Here is a 21,868-nt window from a genome sequence, read left to right as displayed (position 1 = left end):
AAAAAAAAGACCTGTTTTTATCTGCCAAGCGCAATTACGTAACGTTACGGAATTCCGTATCTTTCTTGCCCATGCATATTCAAACAGGATTTTGCCTACAAAATGTAACCGCTTTCTAAACATAGAATATCGTTTGCTTTTCAGACTGTCAACCATTCTTTTGTCCTATTTCCACTCAACACTCACATGACAAAAAACGCGTATCCCCCTGCTGTTAGCAAGCAAAATACGCGTCCTCGTTATGCTATAGCTGTTTAATAAGCTACTTTATATGTTGGTTCAAGCCGTTTGTATATTAGAATACTTTTGTTGTCCAGGACTCACAGTTCCAGGTGTCTGTTACAACATCACGGTAAAATTCCGGTTCGTGCGAGATCAGCAGGATGCTGCCCTTGTACGCTTGCAGTGCACGCTTCAGCTCATCCTTCGCATCAACATCCAAGTGGTTGGTCGGCTCGTCAAGGACCAGCAGGTTAGTTTCGTTGTTGATCAGCTTGCACAGTCGCACTTTGGCCTTCTCTCCACCACTAAGCACAGCAACTTTACTCTCAATGTGCTTGGTCGTAAGTCCACATTTTGCAAGAGCAGCACGCACTTCAAACTGGGTGTAGGAAGGGAACTCCTGCCAAATTTCTTCAATACATGTATTATAGTTGGCTTCCTTCATCTCTTGCTGGAAATAGCCGATTTCAAGATTTTCACCACGCTGAACGCTTCCTTCCAGAGGCTGAATTTCCCCCAGGATGCTGCGCATCAGCGTTGTTTTACCGATACCGTTGGCGCCGACCAGTGCAATCTTCTGCCCACGCTCCATCCGAAGATCCAGCGGTCTGGACAACGGCTCGTTATATCCGATCACAAGACCTTTGGTTTCAAAAATAAGCTTGCCGGACGTTCTTGCATCGCGGAAGTTGAACTGCGGCTTCGGTTTTTCTTTGGCCAGTTCGATAACATCCATCTTGTCGAGCTTCTTCTGTCTGGACATCGCCATGTTGCGGGTCGCTACGCTGGCTTTGTTCCGCGCTACGAAGTCTTTCAGATCGGCAATCTCTTGCTGCTGACGCTTGTACGCCGACTCCAGCTGCTGCTTCTTCATCTCGTAAACTTCCTGGAAGTGGTTGTAATCGCCCACATAGCGGGTCAAATCCTGATTTTCCATATGGTAAATGAGGTTGATGACACTGTTCAGGAATGGAATATCATGCGAGATCAGAATGAAGGCATTCTCATATTCCTGCAAATAACGCTTCAACCACTCAATGTGTTGTTCATCCAGATAGTTTGTCGGCTCGTCCAGAAGCAGAATATCGGGCTTTTCCAGCAAAAGCTTGGCAAGCAGAACCTTTGTCCGTTGTCCCCCGCTCAGATCATTTACATCCTTGTCCAGACCGATATCGGTCAAGCCCAGACCACGCGCGGTTTCGTCCACTTTGGCATCAATCATGTAAAAATCCTGATTCGTCAGTGTATCCTGGATCGTACCAACGTCCTCCAGCAGCTGCTCCAGCTCTTCAGGCGTAACCTCGCCCATTTTGCCATACATTTCGTTCATTTCCTGCTCCATGTCGAACAGGTACTGGAATGCACTGCGCAGTACATCGCGAATCGACTGTCCCTTACTCAGCACCGCATGCTGGTCGAGATAACCAACACGCATCCGTTTGGACCATTCCACCTTACCCTCATCCGGCTGCAGCTTGCCTGTAATAATATTCATGAAGGTCGATTTACCTTCACCATTCGCCCCGATCAGACCGATATGCTCACCCTTGAGCAGGCGGAATGACACGTCGTTAAAGATGGCACGATCACCAAAACCGTGACTTAATTTTTCTACATTTAATATACTCATTCATGGCACCTTTTCTATATAGACTTAATTCTTTGTATATTATAAGCGTTATCTCCCGTACAACTCAACGTCCTATTTTAAAATTGTTATATTTGCCTTATGCCTGCGTATAGGGTAAAATTTTGCCTTAGCTGAAATGCAACCATTATATAGAACGGAGCTCTACCATAGAGCATCAGGTGAATGCGATGATTGAAGTAAGACAGTCCAAGCTGGGCGACGGCGGTGAGTTTAATCGCGGAGTGTTCGCCACAGAAGATATTACCAAAGGCCAGTTAATCCATCAGGCACCCGTTGTGCCTTATCCGAATGAGGATCATGAGCATATCGAGAAAACCATTCTGGAGGATTACGTTTTTGAATATGGTGCTAATCATACCGCCATCCTGCTGGGTTACGGCAGCTTGATTAACCACTCGTATGAGCCTAACGCCACGTACGATATTAATTTTGACAATCATACCTTTGATTTCTATGCTTATACCGACATTAAGGCTGGTGAGGAAATTCTCATCAACTATAACGGTGAGGAAGATAACATGGACCCGCTATGGTTCCTGGATGATTATGAAGAGCGTATGCGGGAATTACAGGAGCAGGAAGAAGCAGAAACGTCGCCTAAAAGCGAACAAACAGATGCAGACAAGCAGTAGCAGAAAAGCGTAAAGATGGAAAGTCGTCATGCATGGATACGGATGGCTGATTCATCCCTTTTCCACATGCACTTGAGGTTCAAGCATTATACAGAGCAAAAGAAGCAAGTTTCCTTAGGAAATTTGCTTCTTTGTATGCATGAAAATATCTCGACCAGTCACTAATCGCAAATCGGCGGATCGGCATGCAGGTCTTCATCAGGTGCAGTATAGGCCCATCGTGTAAAAGCAACCTCGAACCCGGCTCGCTTGGGCGAGCAAAGGAACGGCCCAGCCTGCTTGTGCTCGGGATAAGCAAATCTTGCCACACGTATCGTACGCCATGGGTGTTCATCCGTCCGCGCGCGAATCACGACGGACTCCTGATGGTATGATGCTCGAATCGTAACAATTCGTGCTCTCCACTCCGGTACAGGAGACAGCGACCAATCCGAAAACCGATCGGTTACGACGGCTCCAACATGTACAACACCATCATTCACTTCAACCCCCGCTTTGATCCATTGATGCTCTGCATGCCACAACATTAACCCTGCCTGATCATAAAGTTCAGTGAAGGAACTCAGATCAAACGATACCTCTACTGCCTCTGATCCGTCCCAGGGAGCAAGCATCGCATGTCCATTCCGATGGCAGAAGCCGTAAAACGTCTCTTCCCAAAAATCACTGCCCTCCTGCGCCTGTACAAGCAAACATTCCCCGTCATGCTGTGCATGAACCGGCTCGGTTGTCCATTTCCCTTGATGAAGCTGAACAAAATTGGATGACATCGTGTTGTTCCACCCTTTCTTGTATGGTATGTAAATGTCTACGTGCATGTATAACCTATTCGACATCTGTAGTGGACTTCCCTCGTACTGAAAAAGCGAACCATGTTTTCACTTTCGACAAAGTGGTATACTACCACTAGAAACACAACATATTTTTCCGATTCATAATCATACTCATCAATATAGGAGTGAAACGATATGCATATGCAAATTACAGATCTGGCAGCCCAACGTTTAAGCGAAAGCCTGAACGATCAGCCCGGATATTTCAAAGTATTTTATGATATGGAGGGCTGCGGTTGTAACGGAGTGGTGGTGCTGTTAATTGTAGATGAACCGGCTGCGCTGGATGAGCAAATTGAAACAAATCTCGTTCCGTTCTACGTTGACCCCAAGCATCAGCTCAATCTTGAATCCAGCATGAAGCTGGATGCACAGGCAAACTATCCCGCCTACACGCTGAGCAGTGATTCAGGTGTAATCAGCAGCAATCTCCGGCTTCGTGATGCGCGTGCAGCCGCTGTCGGAACCGGAAGCGCTTCTGACGCTTGCATGTTATAAATAAAAGCAGATGTGCCGGGCTTTTCATGCACAGGTACAGCCCACACAGGACTACTATGTCCAATTTTTAACGATCTCCAGAAGTCTTATTTAGCCTAAAACGAGCTGTTTGAAAATCTAACGATCCTCAATAACGTTATTTCAAGTGAAAGCTACCTTCGGGGCCGAAAAATGGGGCTATTAGGCTCCAATAAGCTCTCTGGAGATCGTGATTTTTTTTGCAAACCCGCATGATTTAGCTTAACCTTTTCCCCCAGCGCCATGTCATAACAACACATCCAGAGCAATCTCCAGTCGTACGACGATTCCCCTTCTGAGCGGCATCGAATTCGACGAGAATCACCAGGGGGTGACGTTGACAGCAAGTGACACCGATATCTCCATTCACCCTTTTCCAATTCACGCTTCTCTATGCTGATATATATCCGGCATCTAGCTCACGCTCACGATTCTATGTTTCTGCTGCTCACTCTACTACATTTGTTTACAAGTCGGAAACATTTGGAGAACCTATGGATATATTCCTCGAGTATACTTGGTTTATAGATTGATATATTCCAAGGAGGAACATCCAACATGTCATCATTTACTCGTAAATCCATCATATCCACGATGCTGCTCGGCTCTGTGCTTGCAGGCACAGCCTTTACAGCACTTCCGATGAACCAGCCGCTTATTCCTGTCGCTTCAGCCGCAAGCTCAAGCTTCTCCCAATTTCTGCATGACAATGCACCAAGCCGTACCGTCACCACAAACAGCAAAGGTGTTGCTACCGTAACCAATCTCTCCAGCACGGTTGTGCTTGTAAATAAAAAAAGAAATCTGCCCTCCACTTATGAGCCTAACGATCTGGTTGTACCTAACATTCCCTTCAGCTTCTCTGGCTCCAGTCCGAAAAAGCAAATGCGCAAGGTCGCTGCATCGGCTATAGAGAAGCTGTTTGCCGCAGCGAAAAAGGATGGCATTGATATCAAGGCCGTATCCGGTTATCGCTCATACGCTACCCAAAAATCAATTTTCGACCGCAATGCCAGCATTAAAGGTGAGGCTGTAGCGAATAAAACCAGTGCCCGCCCCGGACAGAGTGAGCATCAAACCGGGCTTGCGATGGATATTTCCAGCGCTTCAGCAGGGTATGACCTGCAGCAGAGCTTTGGCAATACCAAAGAAGGCAAATGGCTGAAAGCCAATGCCCACAAATACGGTTTCATCATTCGTTACGGCAAGGATCAGGAGAAATTAACCGGGTACTCTTATGAACCGTGGCATGTCCGTTACGTGGGAGTATATATTGCTGGCGAGATTACCAGCCAGAAGCTGACATTGGAGCAATATCTGGAACGGGGAAAATAAGAAATTATCGCCATCAGGAAGAGGGGGAACTACTCCCCTCTCCAAATTCTGATCTAAACTCCGGCAATACGCCGGAATAACAGCGGAAGCCGTTTAACCCCTTCAGTTCCCGCCCACGAACTTGCCCCTGCGATCAAATCGTTATGGCACACATAAAGGGCCATTTTGTATACAAGATAACCCAGTACGAACTCCACTACCAAAAACCGCTTAACGGCAGAGGATTCGATCACATATACGCGAAATTCTTGATGCTTCCATGCCGACTTTAATCTGCGGACGAATGCTTCCATGACTCACCTCGGCTTTTTATTTCTAGCGTATGGCGAGTACATCTTGTCTTATTCAAAAATAATACTTACATAAAGTAATTAAGTATGTTATATTCACTTTAGAAACAAGCAAACTATACATAAGTGAGGGAAACAACCATGAGCGAACTGGATCAATTGATTAAAAATCGTAGATCGGCTGTTATTTTTGAAGAAGGCATTGAAATTTCAGAATCGGAACTGGAAGACATGTTTGCCTTGAATAAATTCGCACCTTCCGCATTTAATCTGCAGCATACACATTACCTTGTGTTGACCGGCGCAGATCAAAAAGACAAAGTATATGAAGCTTCGCAGCAATATAAAGTGAAAACGGCATCCGCAGTGATCGTCGTGCTCGGTGATGTTAATGCACACCATCATATTCGGACCATCAACGAGGGACTGCTCAATCTGGGCGCCCTGACACCATTCCAGTATGAACAGGAATCGCAAAGTGTGACGGAATTCTATGAAACGCGCGGTAGATTTTTCCAACGCGAGGATGCAATTCGCAACGCCAGCCTGTCAGCTATGCAATTCATGCTGATCGCACAGGATCGCGGCTGGGACACCTGTCCAATGATCGGTTTTGATGCCGAGGAGCTCCAGCAGAGCCTGAACATTCCTGACCATTACGTACCGGCGATGCTGATCACCATTGGTAAAAAGTCGGAAGCCAAGCAGCGCCCGCGCGGATATCGCAAGCCAATTCACGAATATGTCAGCTTTAATAAAATGAACGCTGAATAAATGATGATGTGAGTGAATCAAGTGATCGAAATTTGAAATGAATGTATGGAAATGTTTAAGTTCATCTTGTTATGAAGTTGAGTGGAGTTACCATAATGAATTGATGAGAAAAGCCACGTAATGTGGCTTTTTTGGCGTTACATACATTCCCTTGTTAGCCTTTGTTTGATCTATTTTGTCAAAAAAGATTATGCAAATATTTTTATAACATGTTAGCATTCTTCAAGTAAGCTACTTTACATAAAAAGGGATGATATTTGTGAGCCTGAATGAGATGTATGTTGAACACCTTGCCTCCGCCACAATCGCTTATGTACGTCAAGTTGGACCCTATGGGCCCTCCAATGGTGAGGCAATGGAAAAGCTTAAACAATGGGCAAGTCGAAATCACTTGCTTGATGAACAGGCCACTTTACTTGGTATTCCTCAGGATGATCCGTCATCAACACGACCACAGCACTGCAGGTATGACGCGTGTATCGTGCTAGATCAAGATTTTAAGTTTGAACATTTCGAAAAAGAGCATGGTCCTGCAGTTCACATAGGCACCCTGGCGGGAGGACAATACCTGATCTTCACGGTTCCGCATACGGCTGAAGGCATTCAGAATGCCTGGAATGACATGATTTCACATGTGCATGCCAGGGGGTTTCAGTTGGATCTTAAACCTATTATCGAGAGGTATCGTCCCCATCTGCTGGCTCAGCATCTATGCGAGCTTTGCATTCCTATAACAATGGATTGAACATTTTTAATATTCGAAGTTGCTCACTTGAGCATTACACATAATGGGATACCTTTCTCATCCAATCAAATCCATTCACGCTGTATTCAGATAGTAAAAAAAGTGACTTCGAATTCGAAGTCACTTTTTTTACCGCTGCGATTAGATGATGATGTTTATATTACCTCACTTACGATCCGATCCGAGGTATCTTTTTATCTCACGTCTAACACTTGCCATTCATACTTGTCTGTCATCACTTAAAATGCCCAGTTCCCTTTGCGGAATAACGGTTCAATCGTGCCGTCCTGCAGCTCTCCGTCGATATCCAGCTCCGCAGAACCAATCATGAAATCGACATGTGTGAGACTGACGTTACACTCATGCTTCAGTAGCTCCTCATTGGACATCGTTGTACCATCCTTCATATTAAACGGATAGGCACTTCCGACCGCCAGATGGCAGGATGCATTTTCATCAATGCCGGTATTGTAGAAGATACGGTTCAGATTGGAGATCGGGGAATGATGCGGCACAAGAGCCACCTCTCCCAAATAACGTGCGCCTTCATCTGTCGAAAATAAATTCTTCAAATGCTCTTCACCTGAAGCCGCTGTGTATGCAACAACCTGACCATCCTTAAACGTAATACGCATCTGATCAACCAGCTGCCCGTTCAGGTTCAGTGGCATGGTGCTGCTCACATAACCGTTCACACCGCTGCGCTTGGGCATTGTGAATACCTCTTCGGTCGGCATGTTCGCTACCGTATACACACCTTGTTTGTTTTCACTGCCGCCACCGCCCCAGATATGGTTGTTCACGAGTTCGATCTTCAGATCGGTTCCTGGTGCGCGATAGTGCAGGCTCTTGTAATTTTTCTGATTCAGCAACTCACTCATCTTGTTCAGCGTTTCCAGATGCTCTTTCCAATTCTGCACAGCATCTCCGCCATCCACACGATTCATCTTGAAAATAGTATCCCACATCACACGAATGCGATCCTCTTCAGGAATATCGGCAAATACCTTGTTCGCCCACGCCTTCGTTGGCGCCTTGATCAGACACCAGCTGATCTCATGGTTACGTGTGTATTTGGCATATCCTTTGCGCGCTTCTGCTGCTGCCTTGGTTGCACGCGACACTTTGGTAGCCTCAATACCATTGTACAGATCCGGGTCCGGTACTTTGATCGTCAACGTAGCCCCGCCAGCTTCAGCGAATCGTTCCATCATGTCGCCTTTCCAGGCAGGATAATAGTCAAAGCTGTCGTCCGAGCCATGCTCAAACCGGCTGCGTGTAATTGTGTCGTCTTCCAGATCAACCTGTACATAATTCGCTCCCGCAGCGTACGCCTTTTCAACAACCAGACGGGTAAACTCCAGTGTTTCTACAGGAGCTGTCACCAGCAAATCTTGTCCCTTCTGAATGTTGACACCTACTCTGACCACCAGTTCAGCGTATTGCTCCAATGATTTTGCAAAAGACTGCTCAAATGAACTCATATGTTTACTCACTCCTGCTTCATTTAGGTTCTACATGTTGCTATCCGTTGCGCTTTTCCTGCTCACGAAGTTCGATCCGGCGAATCTTGCCTGAGTTGGTCTTTGGCAAGTCCGTCACAAATTCAATTTTACGCGGATATTTATAAGGTGCGGTCCATTCCTTCACATGTCTTTGCAGCTCATGTGCAAGTTCTGGCGAAGCCTGGGAGGCGTCTCTCAGTACAACAAAAGCTTTGACAACATTGCCGCGAATCTCATCCGGGCTTGCCACAACTGCACATTCCTTCACGCTGGCGTGTTTCATGAGCGCTTCCTCCACCTCGAACGGCCCAATCGTATACCCCGAGCTGATGATAATATCATCACTCCGACCCTCAAACCAGAAATATCCTTCCTCGTCTTTGCTTGCCCGATCACCTGTGACAAAATATTGGCCGCGCTGATTCGCTTCCTTACGCCCTTCATCTTGATAATACGCACGGAACAGGGCGGGCATGTCCTTATGCACTGCAATATCTCCGACTTCACCCGCAGGTAGCGGCTGCCCGTCTTCGCCGATGATCTCAATGAGCCCCGGAGTAATTGACTGCCCCATCGAACCGATACGTACAGGCGCATCCTTCAGACTGCCGATTAAGAGTGTGCTTTCCGTCTGTCCGTAACCATCCCGAATCGTCAGGTCGAAATGACGCTGGAAAATCTCAATCACTTCCTGATTAAGCGGTTCGCCAGCAGATACTGCACTGCGCAGATGGGATAAATCATAGTGACCAAGATCATCTGTCTTGGCCATCAGACGATATTCTGTTGGTGTACAGCAAAGCACGTTAATCTGATGCTCCTGCATCAGCTCCAGATAACGCTTGGGCTGGAATGAACCGTTGTATACCAAACCTGTCGCCCCTCTACCGAGCACGGACAGGAAGGGACTCCAGATCCATTTTTGCCAACCTGGTGCTGCTGTTGCCCATACGGTATCCGACGGCTGAATGTCCAGCCATAATGATGATGCTATGCGCAGGTGAGCATATCCCCAGCCGTGACTATGCACGACACCTTTCGGATTGCCCGTTGTACCCGACGTATACGCCAGAATAGCCATATCATCACGATGTGTCTGCACAGCGGTCATCTCTTCCGGCTGGTTCATCATCAGTTGATGTACATTAACCCAGTCTGCCCCCGGTACGTTGTAGTCTCCGTTTGGAGAAGCTACGATGCGGTGTGCAAGCGCTGGCAGATCGGAATTCATTTTTTCCACTTCAGCCGTCGTTTCAGACCACACAATCACTGCACGAGCGGACGAATGCCGCAAACGGTACTCCAGATCCTTGGCACGCAGCATCTCGGATGACGGAATGACCGCAATACCCAGCTTCAAACAAGCGATATATATAACATAGGCGATAATTCGGCGTGGTACCATGACCAGCACCCGATCACCCTTCACTAGTCCAAGCTCACGCAGCCCTCCAGCCAGACGATTAGCCTGTTTCAATAATTCACCATACGTGATCTCTTCTACTTCCTTCTGATCGCTGAGCCATCTAAGTGCAATCCGGTCTGGCGGGTGGTTCTCCATCTCGGATGTCAGGTTATAGGTTTCAGGCGAAATCCACTGTTCAAAATTCACATGGAGCCTCTCCTTTGTCATTCAAATATATATAAATTAAACTAAGCATGATTTGCACAGACACTCCGATGACAGAATAACCTTCCAATCGCTGTTATCCCCAGATTTTTTGATTATCTTTTAACAATGGTTAAAATCAGGTGATAAGCGTATGCTCCCGATGTAGCTTTCTTTCAGAAAGCTTTCAGGCGACCGCTTCGCTTTTCCAGGTTTTTTCTGTCCTCTCCGTTTCAGTACAAAAAAATAGTTCAATTTATATAACATCTTTATATTATACATTAAATCCTAGGACCAGGTACTATGAACAACATAACTTTTTTTATAAAAGGGAACAAGGCTCTATCTCACGAACTCCTTCCGACCGAATCAACAGTTCTTACTGGCATATATGCGGAAGGTGTTAGCACCTCGCTCTCAATTACAATTGCCATCAAGCCCGTCTCCGTTTTTGTTTCATGCCATTCCCCTTTTTCCCAGAAAACAGCTTCTCCTGCCTTCACATGCACAGCATCATTTTCTCCGCTTCTCACTTGCCCTGCTCCCGATACAATTGCCATCAGCTGCGGGCAAACCGCCTCATGGTATCCTACAACACGATTAGCCGATAGATGCATGCAGCCTACATGTGCGTTCTCGCTTGTCTGAATGATACGAGACATCACAAAGTCGGAATCGAATCTCGTGATCTGTTTACCGCTCTCTGGATCAAAACGATAGATCTGCATTACAACATCCCCTCTATAATGACGAATTATTCCAGTATAAAGATAATCCAGCATCAGCGCCACTTCTTCCTTCTTCCTCCGTTCAAAACAAAACACAAAAAAAGCACCTCCTCTCCCGAAAGAAAAGGTGCTCGTTGTTCTCGCTATAGAATTACCAAGGATAATTACCGATTCCAGTCAAGGCAGCTTCGATTTCGTTCAGCTCTTCAGCCGTGAGTTCAGGAGCCTTGAGCGCGGCCACGTTCTCTTCAATCTGGGAGACCCGACTTGCTCCGATTAATGCAGACGTGACCCGATTTCCGCGTAACACCCAGTTGAGTGCAAGCTGGGAGATCGTCTGTCCTCTACGTTCTGCCACCGCCTGCAGCGCTTCAAATTTGGCGATGCGTTCATCGGTGTACGATTCTTTTTTCAAATTACCTGTCGGATTCGCTCGTTCTGCCTTGATCTTGTCCACATATTTATTGGTTAACTGCCCGCGCCCGAGCGGACAGAACGCAATGGAGCCTACGCCTTGCTCGTGCAGCACATCCTGCAGCTCATCCTCGATCCAGCGATTCAACATTGAATAGTTCGGCTGATGAACCAGACATGGTGTGCCCAGACGGCGCAGAATTGTCACAGCTTCCCGGGTCTGCTCTGCATTGTAGTTGGACAAGCCGACATATAGTGCTTTTCCTTGCCGTACGATATGATCCAGTGCTGTCATCGTTTCTTCCAGCGGTGTCTCCGGGTCTGGACGATGATGATAGAAAATATCGACATAGTCCAGTCCCATACGCCGCAGGCTTTGATCCAGACTCGCAATCAGATTTTTGCGGGAACCCCATTCACCATAAGGACCGCTCCACATATGATAACCTGCTTTTGACGAGATCAGCAGCTCATCCCGGTAGGCACGCAGATGTTTGTGATAGATTACACCAAAGTTCTCTTCCGCTGAGCCCGGAGGAGGGCCATAGTTGTTGGCAAGATCAAAATGGTTGATGCCCAGATCGAATGCACGCAAGATCATCTCTTCCTGAATATCCAGCGTACGGTTGCCGCCAAAATTCTGCCATAACCCGAGCGCAATCTGCGGCAGTTTAATGCCCGACTTGCCTGAGCGTGCATAGTGCATGTCATCATATCGTTGTTCATTTGCAATATAGGGCATATTGTTCACTCTCTTCTGTAAGGTTGGATTGATCCGTTGACACCCTTTTATCTTAGTCATTTTATCAGGGGAACGATATGGCTTATCACTACAATGATATAGAAAAATGATCGTTATCAACCTGGGTTGACTTTCAATAAAGCACCAATTAATCCGCCATATATGTTAAAATGCAAGAATCAACGCACACATACAGGAGTGACCATCATGATTACGTATATGTTCAAAAACACTCATTTTCAGGAGCTGCAGCTGCTTCATTATGGAACAGAGGTGTGTACACCCGGCCACCACTTTGGTCCAGCCATGAGAGATTATTATAAAATTCACTATGTATTAAACGGCAAGGGCACGTTTGAAGTAGCGGGCACTACCTATCATCTGCGCAAGGGCCAAGGCTTCCTCATTGTGCCTCACTCCGTAGTGCACTATCAAGCGGATCTGCATGATCCGTGGGAGTATAGCTGGGTTGCCTTTCAGGGCACGCATAGTTCTTCCTTTCTTGAGCAGGCTTGTTTAACTGAGCAGCAGCCGATCTTTGATCTTGGTGACGAAGACGATGAGATGCGCTCCTGTCTGCACCGAATCATTCATTCCCGCACGACCCACAAGGGATGGGAGATCAGCATGACCGGCTGGTTATATCAGTTCTTCGCTATTCTGATTGATCATGCACATACCGCAAACCTGCAACCCGCTGTAGAGCATGGCAAAGACATGTACGTTACACAGGTGATGGATTTTATCGAAATGAACTACGCTAATGCGATTACAGTTCAGTCTATCGCCTCGCATATCGGTTTACAGCGCAGTTACTTATGCTCACTCTTCAAAGACCAGATCGGCAGCAGCATCCAATCCTATCTTGTGCATTACCGCATGCGCAGAGCAGCCGAATTAACGATGGATCTGAACCTCAGCATCGGTGATATCGCACGTTCCGTCGGTTACACAGACCAGCTTCTTTTCTCCAAAATGTTCAAAAAGGTTATGGGCGAGGCTCCAACCCATTATCGCAAAAAGAAAGCAGCAGCTTCTCTGTAGTTATCTACAAAGAGCTGCTGCTTGAAATAGAACACATTTACACGTAGTCAAAACCAATGACACGTTTACACGTTGTCAGGCATTGCAATGCCGACAACCTGCACTTTAACCTCCTTCACCATCACACCTGCCAGCTGCTCCACGGCCTGCTGTACATTGTGCTGCAGATCGTGGCACACTTCATGCATTTTGCTGCCATACTGCACATTAATACGGAGTTGAATCGACGCTTCATCATTTTGAATATGTACGTCAATTCCCTTTTGCATACTCTTGCCGCTGATGCTTTTGGCAAGTCCCTCCGTCAATCCAACATACATGGATGATACGCCTTCCGTCGTCTGTGCTGCCATAGCTACAATTTTGGACACAACATCATTGGAAATATGAATTGTTCCCAGCTGAGCTGGAGGTGCAATATATTCCGCTTCCGGAGCATTTTTCTCGATAATTTCAGACATAAGTTCCTCTCCTTATGATCTTTTATTTTTAATTTGTAAGCATGGGTGCTGTCCCTTCTATTCTACCATGGTTTGCGAGCAGTTACATTTCCAGCATCAGATAACGATTAATACGAGCTTAACTACACAAAGAAGCCCTGACCTCCCGGCCAAGGCTGATACAAAGTAATAAATGTACAAGATAAATTTGATGTTTCACACAAGCTTTGAACACATATGACGCAGATAACGCAGCATACCAGTGCAAAGAAAACAATCTGCATCGAGACAAATACTATAAAAATTTGAAGGCTATATTCCAGTACAGAAGCCGGCTAAGCCCCATTTTACCAATCATACGATACTGCGCCTCATCCCGCTCCAGATCGGCATACAGTCTAAAATAGGTCCAGCTTGCCGCGAAGGTGAAGAACACAATACCGATCAAACCGCTTACAATAAGAATAATGCCGGCAGCATCTGCACTTGTACATACTGCCCTAGCCAGATCATGACACAGCATTATTCAACGAGCATCGAGCTGTTTGCGCCAGCTTCGAATATCTGCATTTAACTGCTTAACCTCTCCGGTTGCTTGCTGATCATCAGCCAGCTTGTACTGCTGTTTTAATGTGAGAATACGGTACACACTTTCATCAATACGCGATTCCTTGATTTTGCCTGACTTCACTGCACGGATCAATGTATCAAAAATCGTCTTGGCACGTTCATAGCTATGAGCCACCAGCAAAATATCACTTCCCGCCTGAACGGTTGCCACCGTTGCTTTTTCTAACGAATAATTTTTGGCAATAGCACCCATGCTCAGATCATCTGTAATCACTACACCTTTATAGTTGAACTTCCCGCGCAGATGTTCTCCAATGATCACACTCGACAGCGATGCCGGATAGTCCGGGTCTACTTTGGGAAACAAAATATGCGCCACCATAACCGCTTCCGCCTGATCCTTCACTGCGGCCTGGAACGGAATCCATTCCAGTTTTGCAAGCTGCTTCTCCGTTTTGTTCACCACAGGAAGGTCCAGATGGGAATCCACCGACGTATCTCCATGACCGGGGAAATGCTTAACGACCGGTATGATGCCTTCCTGCCGTAGTCCCTTCATTTCGGCCAGTCCCATGCGAGTAACCAGATCGGCGGTTGTGCCAAAGGAACGGTCGCCAATCACCGGATTTTGGGGATTGCTGTTAATATCGAGCACAGGAGCAAAATCGACATTAAATCCGGCAAGCTTGATCTGTCTCGCCAGCAATGCCCCCATCTGCTCGGCAAGGGCAGGATCATTGGTTTTGCCTACTATGCGATTGGAAGGGATGGCTTCAACCGTATCCGGCATACGGCTCACCTTGCCGCCTTCTTGATCCACACTCATCAGCATAGGCACCGGGTTGGATTGATTCGCCTGTTTGATTGATTGCACAAATGCTGCGGTGCCTTTCAGTGTCGTCACATTGTTCGCATAGAAAATAACGCCGCCCACCTTCTGATCTTTAATCATCTGCTTGGCTTGTACATCCAGCGTTGTGCCCTGCACACCAGCCAAGATCATCTGTCCCACCTTCTCGTCCAGACTTAACTGTTCAAGCTGCTTCCTGACCGGGTCTGCTGCTTCCTGCGCTTCATTCTTGGAGCCTCCCTGCGTTCCCTCCTGAGGCGCCGCCGTATCGTTTCCCGAAGAAGATGTATTCGGACTTGTCGTTGCGTCGCCGTTACTGCTCCCGGCAGGAGAAGGTGTTGCAGTCTGACCACACGCTGCTAAAAGCGTAATGATAACTACGAGCAGACACAGCATCTGCATTCGTTTTAGAATTCGGTTTATATGTCGTGCTCTACTTGTATACTTGTTCAAGGATATTGGCCTCCTCTTGTCCCTTGTAAATTCATTCGAAGCTTGAGACTGGCTCACGGCTACCTTACCATAAGGTGCATCAATTTCAAAATAGGTGTTCGGTACGAAAATAATTGTATCTTTGAGCATGGAGGTGTGGTACTTATCGTTGTTTAAACGAAGCGGGCGCAAACGAATCTTGGAGCAGAAACAGGGATGCGGAGGAAGTGATTTTCTATTGTGAATTTTTCATATGTTGAAATATTCATTTTTAAGTTCAAAGATCGTTCGAAAATCGCATGGAAAGAAGTGCCTACATCTACATCTACAGCAAAAAACCGCCTTACGGCGGCTTTCGTTCCCATATCATACATGTTATTGATGGATATTTCGTTATAACATTTTCTACAATTATATAATTTGATTCGTTAAATCAATATGCTCATTCTGTTGTGAATTTTTCATGTAATGAAATTTATTAACGTTTTAATTTAGTACAGTCTCGTTAAAGCTTCGTTTGTGAATGGAATAATATCGGAGGTGCGTCCTTCCTTCACTTTGAGCGGCCATTCTGGATCACTGAGCAGCACACGCCCCAGAGCGATCAGGTCAAACTCCCCATGCTCCAGCTTCTCGTTTAATACATCAAGATGTGCATCTCCAGTCCCTTTGTTCTCCGCTGTCCGCTCCACAAATTCTGCCTCAAGGCCTACGGAGCCTACGGATATGGCAGGTTTTCCAGTGATTTTACGAGTCCAGCCTGCAAGGTTAAGATCCGAACCCTCGAATTCCGGCAGCCAGAAGCGCCGTGTAGAACAGTGGAATATATCTACACCAGCCGCACTCAGCGGCTTCAGAAACTGCTCCAGCTCTGCGGGTGACTCAACAAGTCGAGCCTCGTAACTCCCCATTTTCCACTGTGAGAAACGAAGCACAATCGGGAAATCAGGTCCTACGACAGCCCGGCATGCCTCGATAACCTCGACCGCAAACCGTGTCCGGCTAACCAGATCACCGCCATATTTGTCCGTTCTTCGATTGGTCTGTCCCCAGAAAAATTGGTCGATCAGGTATCCATGCGCACCATGCAGCTCAATACCGTCAAACCCGATGCGTTTGGCCTCGGCTGCCGCTTGGGCATAAGCCTGAACCAGCTCCTGAATCTCTACCTCGGTTAATGGCTCATATGCAGCTTCACCCGCCATGCTGACACCCGAAGGACTTACAGGATGAGCGTCCGGATTAGGCAAATCTCCAGCACGACGTGCCGTACCGACATGCCATAGCTGAGGCATAATTTTACCGCCAGCCTCATGCACAGCCTTGACCACATTAGCCCAGCCCTGTAAAGACTGTTCGCCATGGAATAGCGGAATGCTCTCCCCACTGACGGAAGCAGGATGATTAATGCCCGTGCCTTCCGTAATAATCAACCCCACACCACCCGCCGCTCTACGACGATAGTAGTCGGCCACTTCGGGCCCAGGCACACCGCTCGGGGAAAATCCGCGTGTCATCGGTGCCATAACGATTCGGTTAGGCAAGGTAAGCTTGTCGGAAGTGAATGGTTTGAATAAAGTTGAAGATACATTCATGATTTAGTCTCCTTTGCTATGGGAAGTATACTTTTCTCACTTACCTTGAAATGTGACATGCTTCGGATGAATACAGCAGTCATACGCCTGTCGACTGTCATGAATCTTGTTCTTTATCCATTTTATAGATTCTTATTTTTATTTTCAAACAAATTTCTCACGTACAAGGTTAGACAAAAAAAAGAACAGCCCTGTACAAGCCGCTGTTGAATAAGCTAAATGTCACAAACTGCCTTGCACAGAAGGAGTACAATCTGCACCTCTCGTGGTCACCAATAATGTGGATGCAGCATAGTATATAATCCATAATATTCCTTCTTTTTCAATTTGAGTTTACAGGGATATTCGCCCGTTTCACCCGCAAAAGCTTTCCAGAAGAAGGAGACAAAACGTCCGGGTCCGTGCCCAGCCCAAAATAAAAATCTCCACCATGCTCCTCGAACGACTTGGCATACGTATCCTGGGTAAATCGTAAAATTTCACTCCATGTGTTCAGATCACTGCTTTGATAAACACGGCTTACGTAAAGGCTGGTTTGCTTCCTTGTATACGTGAGCACATACACCTTATCGTCACGCACCAGCAAATCAGTAGGTAACGCATTGGGATCAGGCAGCATGACACGTCTCGCCTGATTAATATCCGTCATCACATTCAGTGATTTAGGCAATAGCTGCGAATCATTAAATATACTGCCTGCGATATACACGAGTTTGTCTTTATAGTTAACATTTTTGCCGATTTTGTTATAAGGAGTTGTACCTTGCTGGTACGTCAGCCCTGGAAGTATTTTACTTCCGTAAACGACCACATCTCTTTTCTCCAAACGTTCATTAATCTCAAGCAGATTCGTCTTGTCACCCCATAAGTTGTTCGCAGGGTACATCATCGTTGAAGCATATAATTTACCCTTGATTTGAAACATCGTATACACTCTGGCACCCATACCGTTAACTGTAGCAAACTGTTGCCAGCTTTCCCCGTCATCATGGGAGATCAGTACGAGCGGTTTTTTCTCGGTGCCCAGTGCAGCAAAAAGCTTGCCTTGATAAGAAGCCATATCATACACATGCACACCTAATGGCAAATTGCGATACTTGGTCCAGACCTCTCCATCCAAGCGATAGAAATTGCCCCAATCCCAGCTCTCGCCGTCGGAATCATTGCCCGGAATGTACAGCTTGCCATTGAGCACTTTGTAGATATCAATCTGCTCTTCATCCACAACCTTTTTGGTTGAAGGCAAGATGCTCGGATTGCTGTTAGTGACCGACTGTGTCTGAATTGCTGCGCTGGCTGTATCGTAATAAATGACAGGTATCGGCCCCGCGTTCTGCGCCGGTCCTACATTACTGCTGTTTCCATGACCCAGATAGATTCGGCCCTTGTAGAGCTGCATGTCCCAGACGTTGTTCGCGTAAGGCGACTTCTTAAAAGGCCTGTCGAGTAGTTCAAGCTTGTTTGTCACATCTGCCGACTGTAATGGTGCACTTGCCACATGGACGGTACCTCGCTCGTTTGAAACAGGTCTTGCCGCCGGTGCAGCCGCCTTGTGCTTGGCACTCCCCATAAACATCCAACCTGCTCCGGCGAGAAAAGCCAGTGCGATGGCTGTCCATGTTACTTTCCTTTGCATGTCCGTTCCCTCCTCCAACATGATGGCTCACGTTAATATGAAACGATACATTTTGTATCCTTTTATAGTATGTAAAATGTACTGAAACTGCAACAAATTCCGCCCTTTTTAGCAAAAAAAGTAGACACTCCCATCCAAAGATGAAGGTGTCTACCTAGGTTATAATCAACTCAAACTCAAGACCTACTCGGCCTTAACCAGAATTTTCACTTGATTTTTCTCTTTCAGCAGCGCTTCAAAACCATGCTCCACAACGTCATCCAGAGCAATTCGTTTAGTCACCAGCTTGTCTGCCGGGAAGAAGCCCTTTTCCATCAAGCTGATTACAGCCGGGAACACATCGCGATAACCGATAATACCGTTCACCGTGCGCTCTTTCATGACAACAGAATTCGGCATAATCGGCGCTTCCTGTTCAAAAATACTCACAATCATCAATTCGCCACCAATTCGCGTTGAATCAATTGCTTGCTGCAGAACACGTGGAACACCCGTTACTTCATAAGCCACATTCACCCCGCCCTGCGTGCGCCGATGAATCTCTTCAACAACATTATATTCTGTAGGATCAATGACGATAGCACCCAGTTCCTCTGCTTTTGCTTTGCGTTCTTTCGACAGCTCCACGACATAAATATCGGAAGCCCCGGACGCTTTAAGCGCTTCGATCACAAGCAGACCGATTGGACCTGCACCAAACACTGCCGCAGTATCACCCACTTTCAGTTTGCTCTGACGCACAGCATGCAAAGCTACTGCGGAAGGCTCAACCAAAGCCCCTTGCTCATAGGAGATTGATTCAGGAATGGGATGCAACATGCTCTCGGCTGCAGTTACATATTCGGAAAATCCACCACCGCCTCCTGCAAGCCCCAGAAATCCCATCTTGTCACACAGATTGTATCTGCCCTGTTTGCATGCTTCGCAATGACCACATGCATAGATCGGCTCTACAACTACACGATCACCAACCTGAAAACGAGTTACGCCTTCTCCCACCTCAACAACTTGTCCAGAAAACTCATGTCCCATAACGATAGGCGCTTTCTCCCCTGTTAGAGGATGTGGATCTTGAGCAGGGATAAAAATAGGGCCGGCTGTGTACTCATGCAGATCGCTACCGCAGATCCCGCACCACTGTACTTTTATTTTCACTTGGCCTTGTTCAGGCTGAGGTTCAGTAATATTTTCCAAACGCAAATCTTTAACACCATGCCAACGTAATGCTTTCATTCAATTCATCTCCCAAATGATTTTTCAGCATATTCGGAAACGTTTCCGTAAATTAAATATGTCACATTTGAGATACGCTGTCAAACAAATTCCCTTGCAAATATGTCAAAACTGTGAGGAAACGCAGTAGCCGCGCCTTGATCTGAAGCTAAAATACTCGCTTATTTCGAACATCCATTTGCTTTTTCGTTTATTTTTGATAATTTATTAGAAAAATAAACATAAAAATGCATCATTTTACATGGTTTTCGTTTTGCAGGCGGGCTGATGCCCTTTACCAATGGTATAATCAAGTTATATGCCTACCTTGCAAAACATACATAAGCCGAAAATACGGAATCGTTTCCGATGAAGTGAGGTCAAATACAAGTGAGTAAAGAACAGAAAATCACGATTAAGGATGTCGCTGAACGTGCCGGTGTAGGAATTGCAACGGTATCCCGGGCCATCAACAATGCGGAAGGGATTAGCAGTGCAACACGAGATAAAGTGATGCAGGCCATTGAAGAGCTGGGATTTGTGCCCAACACCTCTGCACAGAGCCTGAAAATTCGGCAAACGCACCAGATTGCACTCGTTGTTCCTGATATCCGCAACGCCATCATCCCGGAAATTTCCTGGTCTGTGGAGCAAACTGCAAAGCAGCATGGATATCACATCGTGCAGATCAATACTGCGGGTAATGCAAGAACGGAACTCGAAACGATACGTAATGTAAAAAAGCTGCACGTGGACGGTCTTATTTTCATGCCGCTGGCCTATCCAAAAACGTTACCTGCACTAATTAACAAAGCTTCGATCCCGATCTCGATTATTAACTACGGCAAAAAACTGGAGCCAGGCATTCAGGCTGACATCGTGTCCTTATCACAGCCTGAAGGTAAACTCGTCATGGAGCATTTGTTTAAAATCGGACGCACCCGTATTGCCTATGCCGGCGCCCCTAAGGATATCATTGAAGAGCGCTATCGCGCTTACGAGCAGGCTGTGGGACATGTGGATATTTCACTCGTTTATTTCGGGGAAGACTTCTCATTAGCTACGGGAGCAAGTGCAGCCGACTACTTTTACGGCTTAACCCATATGCCGGATGCGGTGTACGCCATCAATGACATGGTTGCTATTGGGCTTGTGAATCGCTTCAAGGAGCTGGGCGTACGTGTGCCGGAAGACGTTGCTGTGGTGGGCGTGGATAACAATCAATGGACAACCGTTTCCTCACCTCAGATCAGTTCGGTATCCATTATGGGCGAAGAAGTGTCTCGGCTTGCTACCGAACTGCTGCTCAAACGAATTCGCGAGATGAGTACGACGGATTATGAGCACATTCAGTTTGAACCACGCCTGATTGTCCGCGAGTCCAGCGTAGCCATGATTCGCTCCTCATTGCGTTGAAGGAACTTCCTATGACAAACAAAAGAGCGCTTAGTCGAGTCAGTACAACGACTTGACTAAGCGCCGTTTTTTTGCATTCAACGAACAGGGAGAGTCCTATTTCACCCTATTGCTTCATGTTTTCGACAATGGAAATTGAATCGTAAATGCAATGCTGAGATGCAGTATCTTACTCTTACTCTTACTCTTACTCTTACTCTGATACAGTATATCGCTCAAGCATAGCTTTAAGCCTCTCATTACGACTTTCCAGAAAAGCCTGCATGTATCTTTGCAGGATAAGCCGTTCTACAGCCCATCCGAGCACTCCAAGTGGCGCTTCAAATCGCAGTGTGTCTCTCATACAGGTCTCCTGCTCCCCGCACACGCTGAAATGATGCTCATGACACATGCTCTTGAACGCTCCCTTCTGCATCTGATCAACAAACAGGTAAGGGCGATCATACGCTGTGATACGTGAAGTTAGCGTTTGTCTTATTCCAAAATGTACAGCCTCAAAGGTCACTGTATCTCCAGGACCAATCCTGCCGTTGGTGACACCAGCAATCGCTCGTTCCTGCGTATGCTTCCATACTGTACGGGTATGTACATCAATATCACGTGCAGTATCAAAGCAAAGTTCTATCGGAGCATGTATTCGGGTCACTGTGGTCACTTCGATCATTCGCAAGCCTCCT

General features: G+C 46.6%; 20 protein-coding genes and 2 pseudogenes. 8 read left to right on the top strand and 14 right to left on the bottom strand.

Annotated elements, in window-relative coordinates; all coding sequences use genetic code 11:
- Positions 1-295 precede the first annotated feature (295 nt).
- Positions 296-1,852, bottom strand: coding sequence for an ABC-F family ATP-binding cassette domain-containing protein (locus tag DFQ00_RS08720; RefSeq protein WP_110896094.1), 1,557 nt, complete (start codon positions 1,850-1,852; stop codon positions 296-298).
- Between the two features lie 188 nt (positions 1,853-2,040).
- On the opposite strand from DFQ00_RS08720, the gene DFQ00_RS08715 reads away from it, so the two are divergent.
- The gene (locus DFQ00_RS08715; protein WP_110896093.1) at positions 2,041-2,505 is read left to right on the top strand and encodes an SET domain-containing protein; all 465 of its coding nucleotides are present in this window, start codon (positions 2,041-2,043) and stop codon (positions 2,503-2,505) included.
- A 161-nt stretch (positions 2,506-2,666) separates the two neighbouring features.
- Here DFQ00_RS08715 and DFQ00_RS08710 read toward each other — a convergent pair whose 3' ends face one another.
- Positions 2,667-3,275, bottom strand: coding sequence for a DUF1349 domain-containing protein (locus DFQ00_RS08710; protein WP_110896092.1), 609 nt, complete (start codon positions 3,273-3,275; stop codon positions 2,667-2,669).
- Positions 3,276-3,473: 198 nt separating this feature from the next.
- Here DFQ00_RS08710 and DFQ00_RS08705 point away from each other — a divergent pair, with 198 nt between their 5' ends.
- The 3 genes and pseudogenes from DFQ00_RS08705 to DFQ00_RS08695 all read left to right on the top strand — a co-directional run bounded on the left by DFQ00_RS08705 (position 3,474) and on the right by DFQ00_RS08695 (position 5,189).
- Positions 3,474-3,836, top strand: a complete 363-nt coding sequence (locus DFQ00_RS08705; RefSeq protein ID WP_110896091.1) for an iron-sulfur cluster biosynthesis family protein — start codon at positions 3,474-3,476, stop codon at positions 3,834-3,836.
- Between the two features lie 271 nt (positions 3,837-4,107).
- Positions 4,108-4,230, top strand: a pseudogene (locus DFQ00_RS30115) (DNA polymerase III subunit beta); the annotation flags it as partial.
- A gap of 182 nt (positions 4,231-4,412) precedes the next feature.
- Positions 4,413-5,189, top strand: coding sequence for a M15 family metallopeptidase (locus DFQ00_RS08695; protein ID WP_110896090.1), 777 nt, complete (start codon positions 4,413-4,415; stop codon positions 5,187-5,189).
- A gap of 53 nt (positions 5,190-5,242) precedes the next feature.
- On the opposite strand, the gene DFQ00_RS08690 is transcribed toward DFQ00_RS08695, so the two are convergent.
- Complete coding sequence (locus tag DFQ00_RS08690) at positions 5,243-5,482, bottom strand: hypothetical protein (protein WP_110896089.1); 240 nt, start codon at positions 5,480-5,482, stop codon at positions 5,243-5,245.
- A gap of 138 nt (positions 5,483-5,620) precedes the next feature.
- Here DFQ00_RS08690 and DFQ00_RS08685 point away from each other — a divergent pair, with 138 nt between their 5' ends.
- Positions 5,621-6,253, top strand: coding sequence for a nitroreductase family protein (locus DFQ00_RS08685; protein ID WP_110896088.1), 633 nt, complete (start codon positions 5,621-5,623; stop codon positions 6,251-6,253).
- 259 nt (positions 6,254-6,512) lie between these two features.
- Complete coding sequence (locus DFQ00_RS08680) at positions 6,513-6,998, top strand: AraC family transcriptional regulator (RefSeq protein ID WP_341866258.1); 486 nt, start codon at positions 6,513-6,515, stop codon at positions 6,996-6,998.
- Positions 6,999-7,237: 239 nt separating this feature from the next.
- On the opposite strand, the gene DFQ00_RS08675 is transcribed toward DFQ00_RS08680, so the two are convergent.
- From DFQ00_RS08675 to DFQ00_RS08660, 4 genes are all read right to left on the bottom strand, one after another.
- Positions 7,238-8,482, bottom strand: a complete 1,245-nt coding sequence (locus DFQ00_RS08675; RefSeq protein WP_110896087.1) for an aminopeptidase — start codon at positions 8,480-8,482, stop codon at positions 7,238-7,240.
- Between the two features lie 40 nt (positions 8,483-8,522).
- Positions 8,523-10,136 (bottom strand): acetate--CoA ligase, encoded by a 1,614-nt coding sequence (locus tag DFQ00_RS08670; RefSeq protein WP_110896086.1) that lies wholly within the window; start codon positions 10,134-10,136, stop codon positions 8,523-8,525.
- Positions 10,137-10,459: 323 nt separating this feature from the next.
- Positions 10,460-10,840 carry a cupin gene (locus DFQ00_RS08665; protein ID WP_110896214.1) on the bottom strand — a complete coding sequence of 127 codons (381 nt, stop codon included), beginning with the start codon at positions 10,838-10,840 and terminating at the stop codon, positions 10,460-10,462.
- Between the two features lie 151 nt (positions 10,841-10,991).
- On the bottom strand, positions 10,992-11,996 hold the full coding sequence (locus DFQ00_RS08660) for an aldo/keto reductase (RefSeq protein WP_110896085.1): 1,005 nt from the start codon (positions 11,994-11,996) through the stop codon (positions 10,992-10,994).
- Between the two features lie 207 nt (positions 11,997-12,203).
- Here DFQ00_RS08660 and DFQ00_RS08655 point away from each other — a divergent pair, with 207 nt between their 5' ends.
- On the top strand, positions 12,204-13,040 hold the full coding sequence (locus DFQ00_RS08655) for an AraC family transcriptional regulator (protein WP_110896084.1): 837 nt from the start codon (positions 12,204-12,206) through the stop codon (positions 13,038-13,040).
- A gap of 65 nt (positions 13,041-13,105) precedes the next feature.
- Here the strand turns inward: DFQ00_RS08655 and DFQ00_RS08650 are convergent, their stop codons facing one another.
- The 6 genes and pseudogenes from DFQ00_RS08650 to DFQ00_RS08625 form a co-directional block, all read right to left on the bottom strand.
- Positions 13,106-13,501, bottom strand: a complete 396-nt coding sequence (locus tag DFQ00_RS08650) for an Asp23/Gls24 family envelope stress response protein (RefSeq protein WP_110896083.1) — start codon at positions 13,499-13,501, stop codon at positions 13,106-13,108.
- Between the two features lie 195 nt (positions 13,502-13,696).
- Positions 13,697-13,952, bottom strand: a pseudogene (locus DFQ00_RS30255) (ABC transporter permease); the annotation flags it as partial.
- Between the two features lie 54 nt (positions 13,953-14,006).
- Positions 14,007-15,353, bottom strand: a complete 1,347-nt coding sequence (gene nagZ, locus DFQ00_RS08640) for a beta-N-acetylhexosaminidase (protein ID WP_244213742.1) — start codon at positions 15,351-15,353, stop codon at positions 14,007-14,009.
- Positions 15,354-15,823: 470 nt separating this feature from the next.
- Entirely contained in the window at positions 15,824-16,927 is a 1,104-nt protein-coding gene (locus DFQ00_RS08635) for an NADH:flavin oxidoreductase (RefSeq protein ID WP_110896082.1), read from the bottom strand.
- Between the two features lie 322 nt (positions 16,928-17,249).
- The gene (locus tag DFQ00_RS08630; protein ID WP_110896081.1) at positions 17,250-18,563 is read right to left on the bottom strand and encodes a hypothetical protein; all 1,314 of its coding nucleotides are present in this window, start codon (positions 18,561-18,563) and stop codon (positions 17,250-17,252) included.
- Positions 18,564-18,746: 183 nt separating this feature from the next.
- Entirely contained in the window at positions 18,747-19,796 is a 1,050-nt protein-coding gene (locus tag DFQ00_RS08625; protein WP_110896080.1) for a 2,3-butanediol dehydrogenase, read from the bottom strand.
- Positions 19,797-20,165: 369 nt separating this feature from the next.
- Here DFQ00_RS08625 and DFQ00_RS08620 point away from each other — a divergent pair, with 369 nt between their 5' ends.
- Positions 20,166-21,191, top strand: a complete 1,026-nt coding sequence (locus DFQ00_RS08620) for a LacI family DNA-binding transcriptional regulator (RefSeq protein WP_110896079.1) — start codon at positions 20,166-20,168, stop codon at positions 21,189-21,191.
- A 193-nt stretch (positions 21,192-21,384) separates the two neighbouring features.
- Here the strand turns inward: DFQ00_RS08620 and DFQ00_RS08615 are convergent, their stop codons facing one another.
- A complete protein-coding gene (locus DFQ00_RS08615) occupies positions 21,385-21,855 on the bottom strand; it encodes an SRPBCC family protein (RefSeq protein ID WP_110896078.1) in 471 nt (156 codons plus the stop codon).
- Positions 21,856-21,868: the final 13 nt, after the last annotated feature.

The sequence above is a fragment of the Paenibacillus barcinonensis genome (assembly GCF_003217495.1).
In the GTDB taxonomy this organism is placed as follows: Bacteria; Bacillota; Bacilli; order Paenibacillales; family Paenibacillaceae; genus Paenibacillus; species Paenibacillus barcinonensis.
This window is presented reverse-complemented; position numbering and strand designations above follow the sequence as displayed.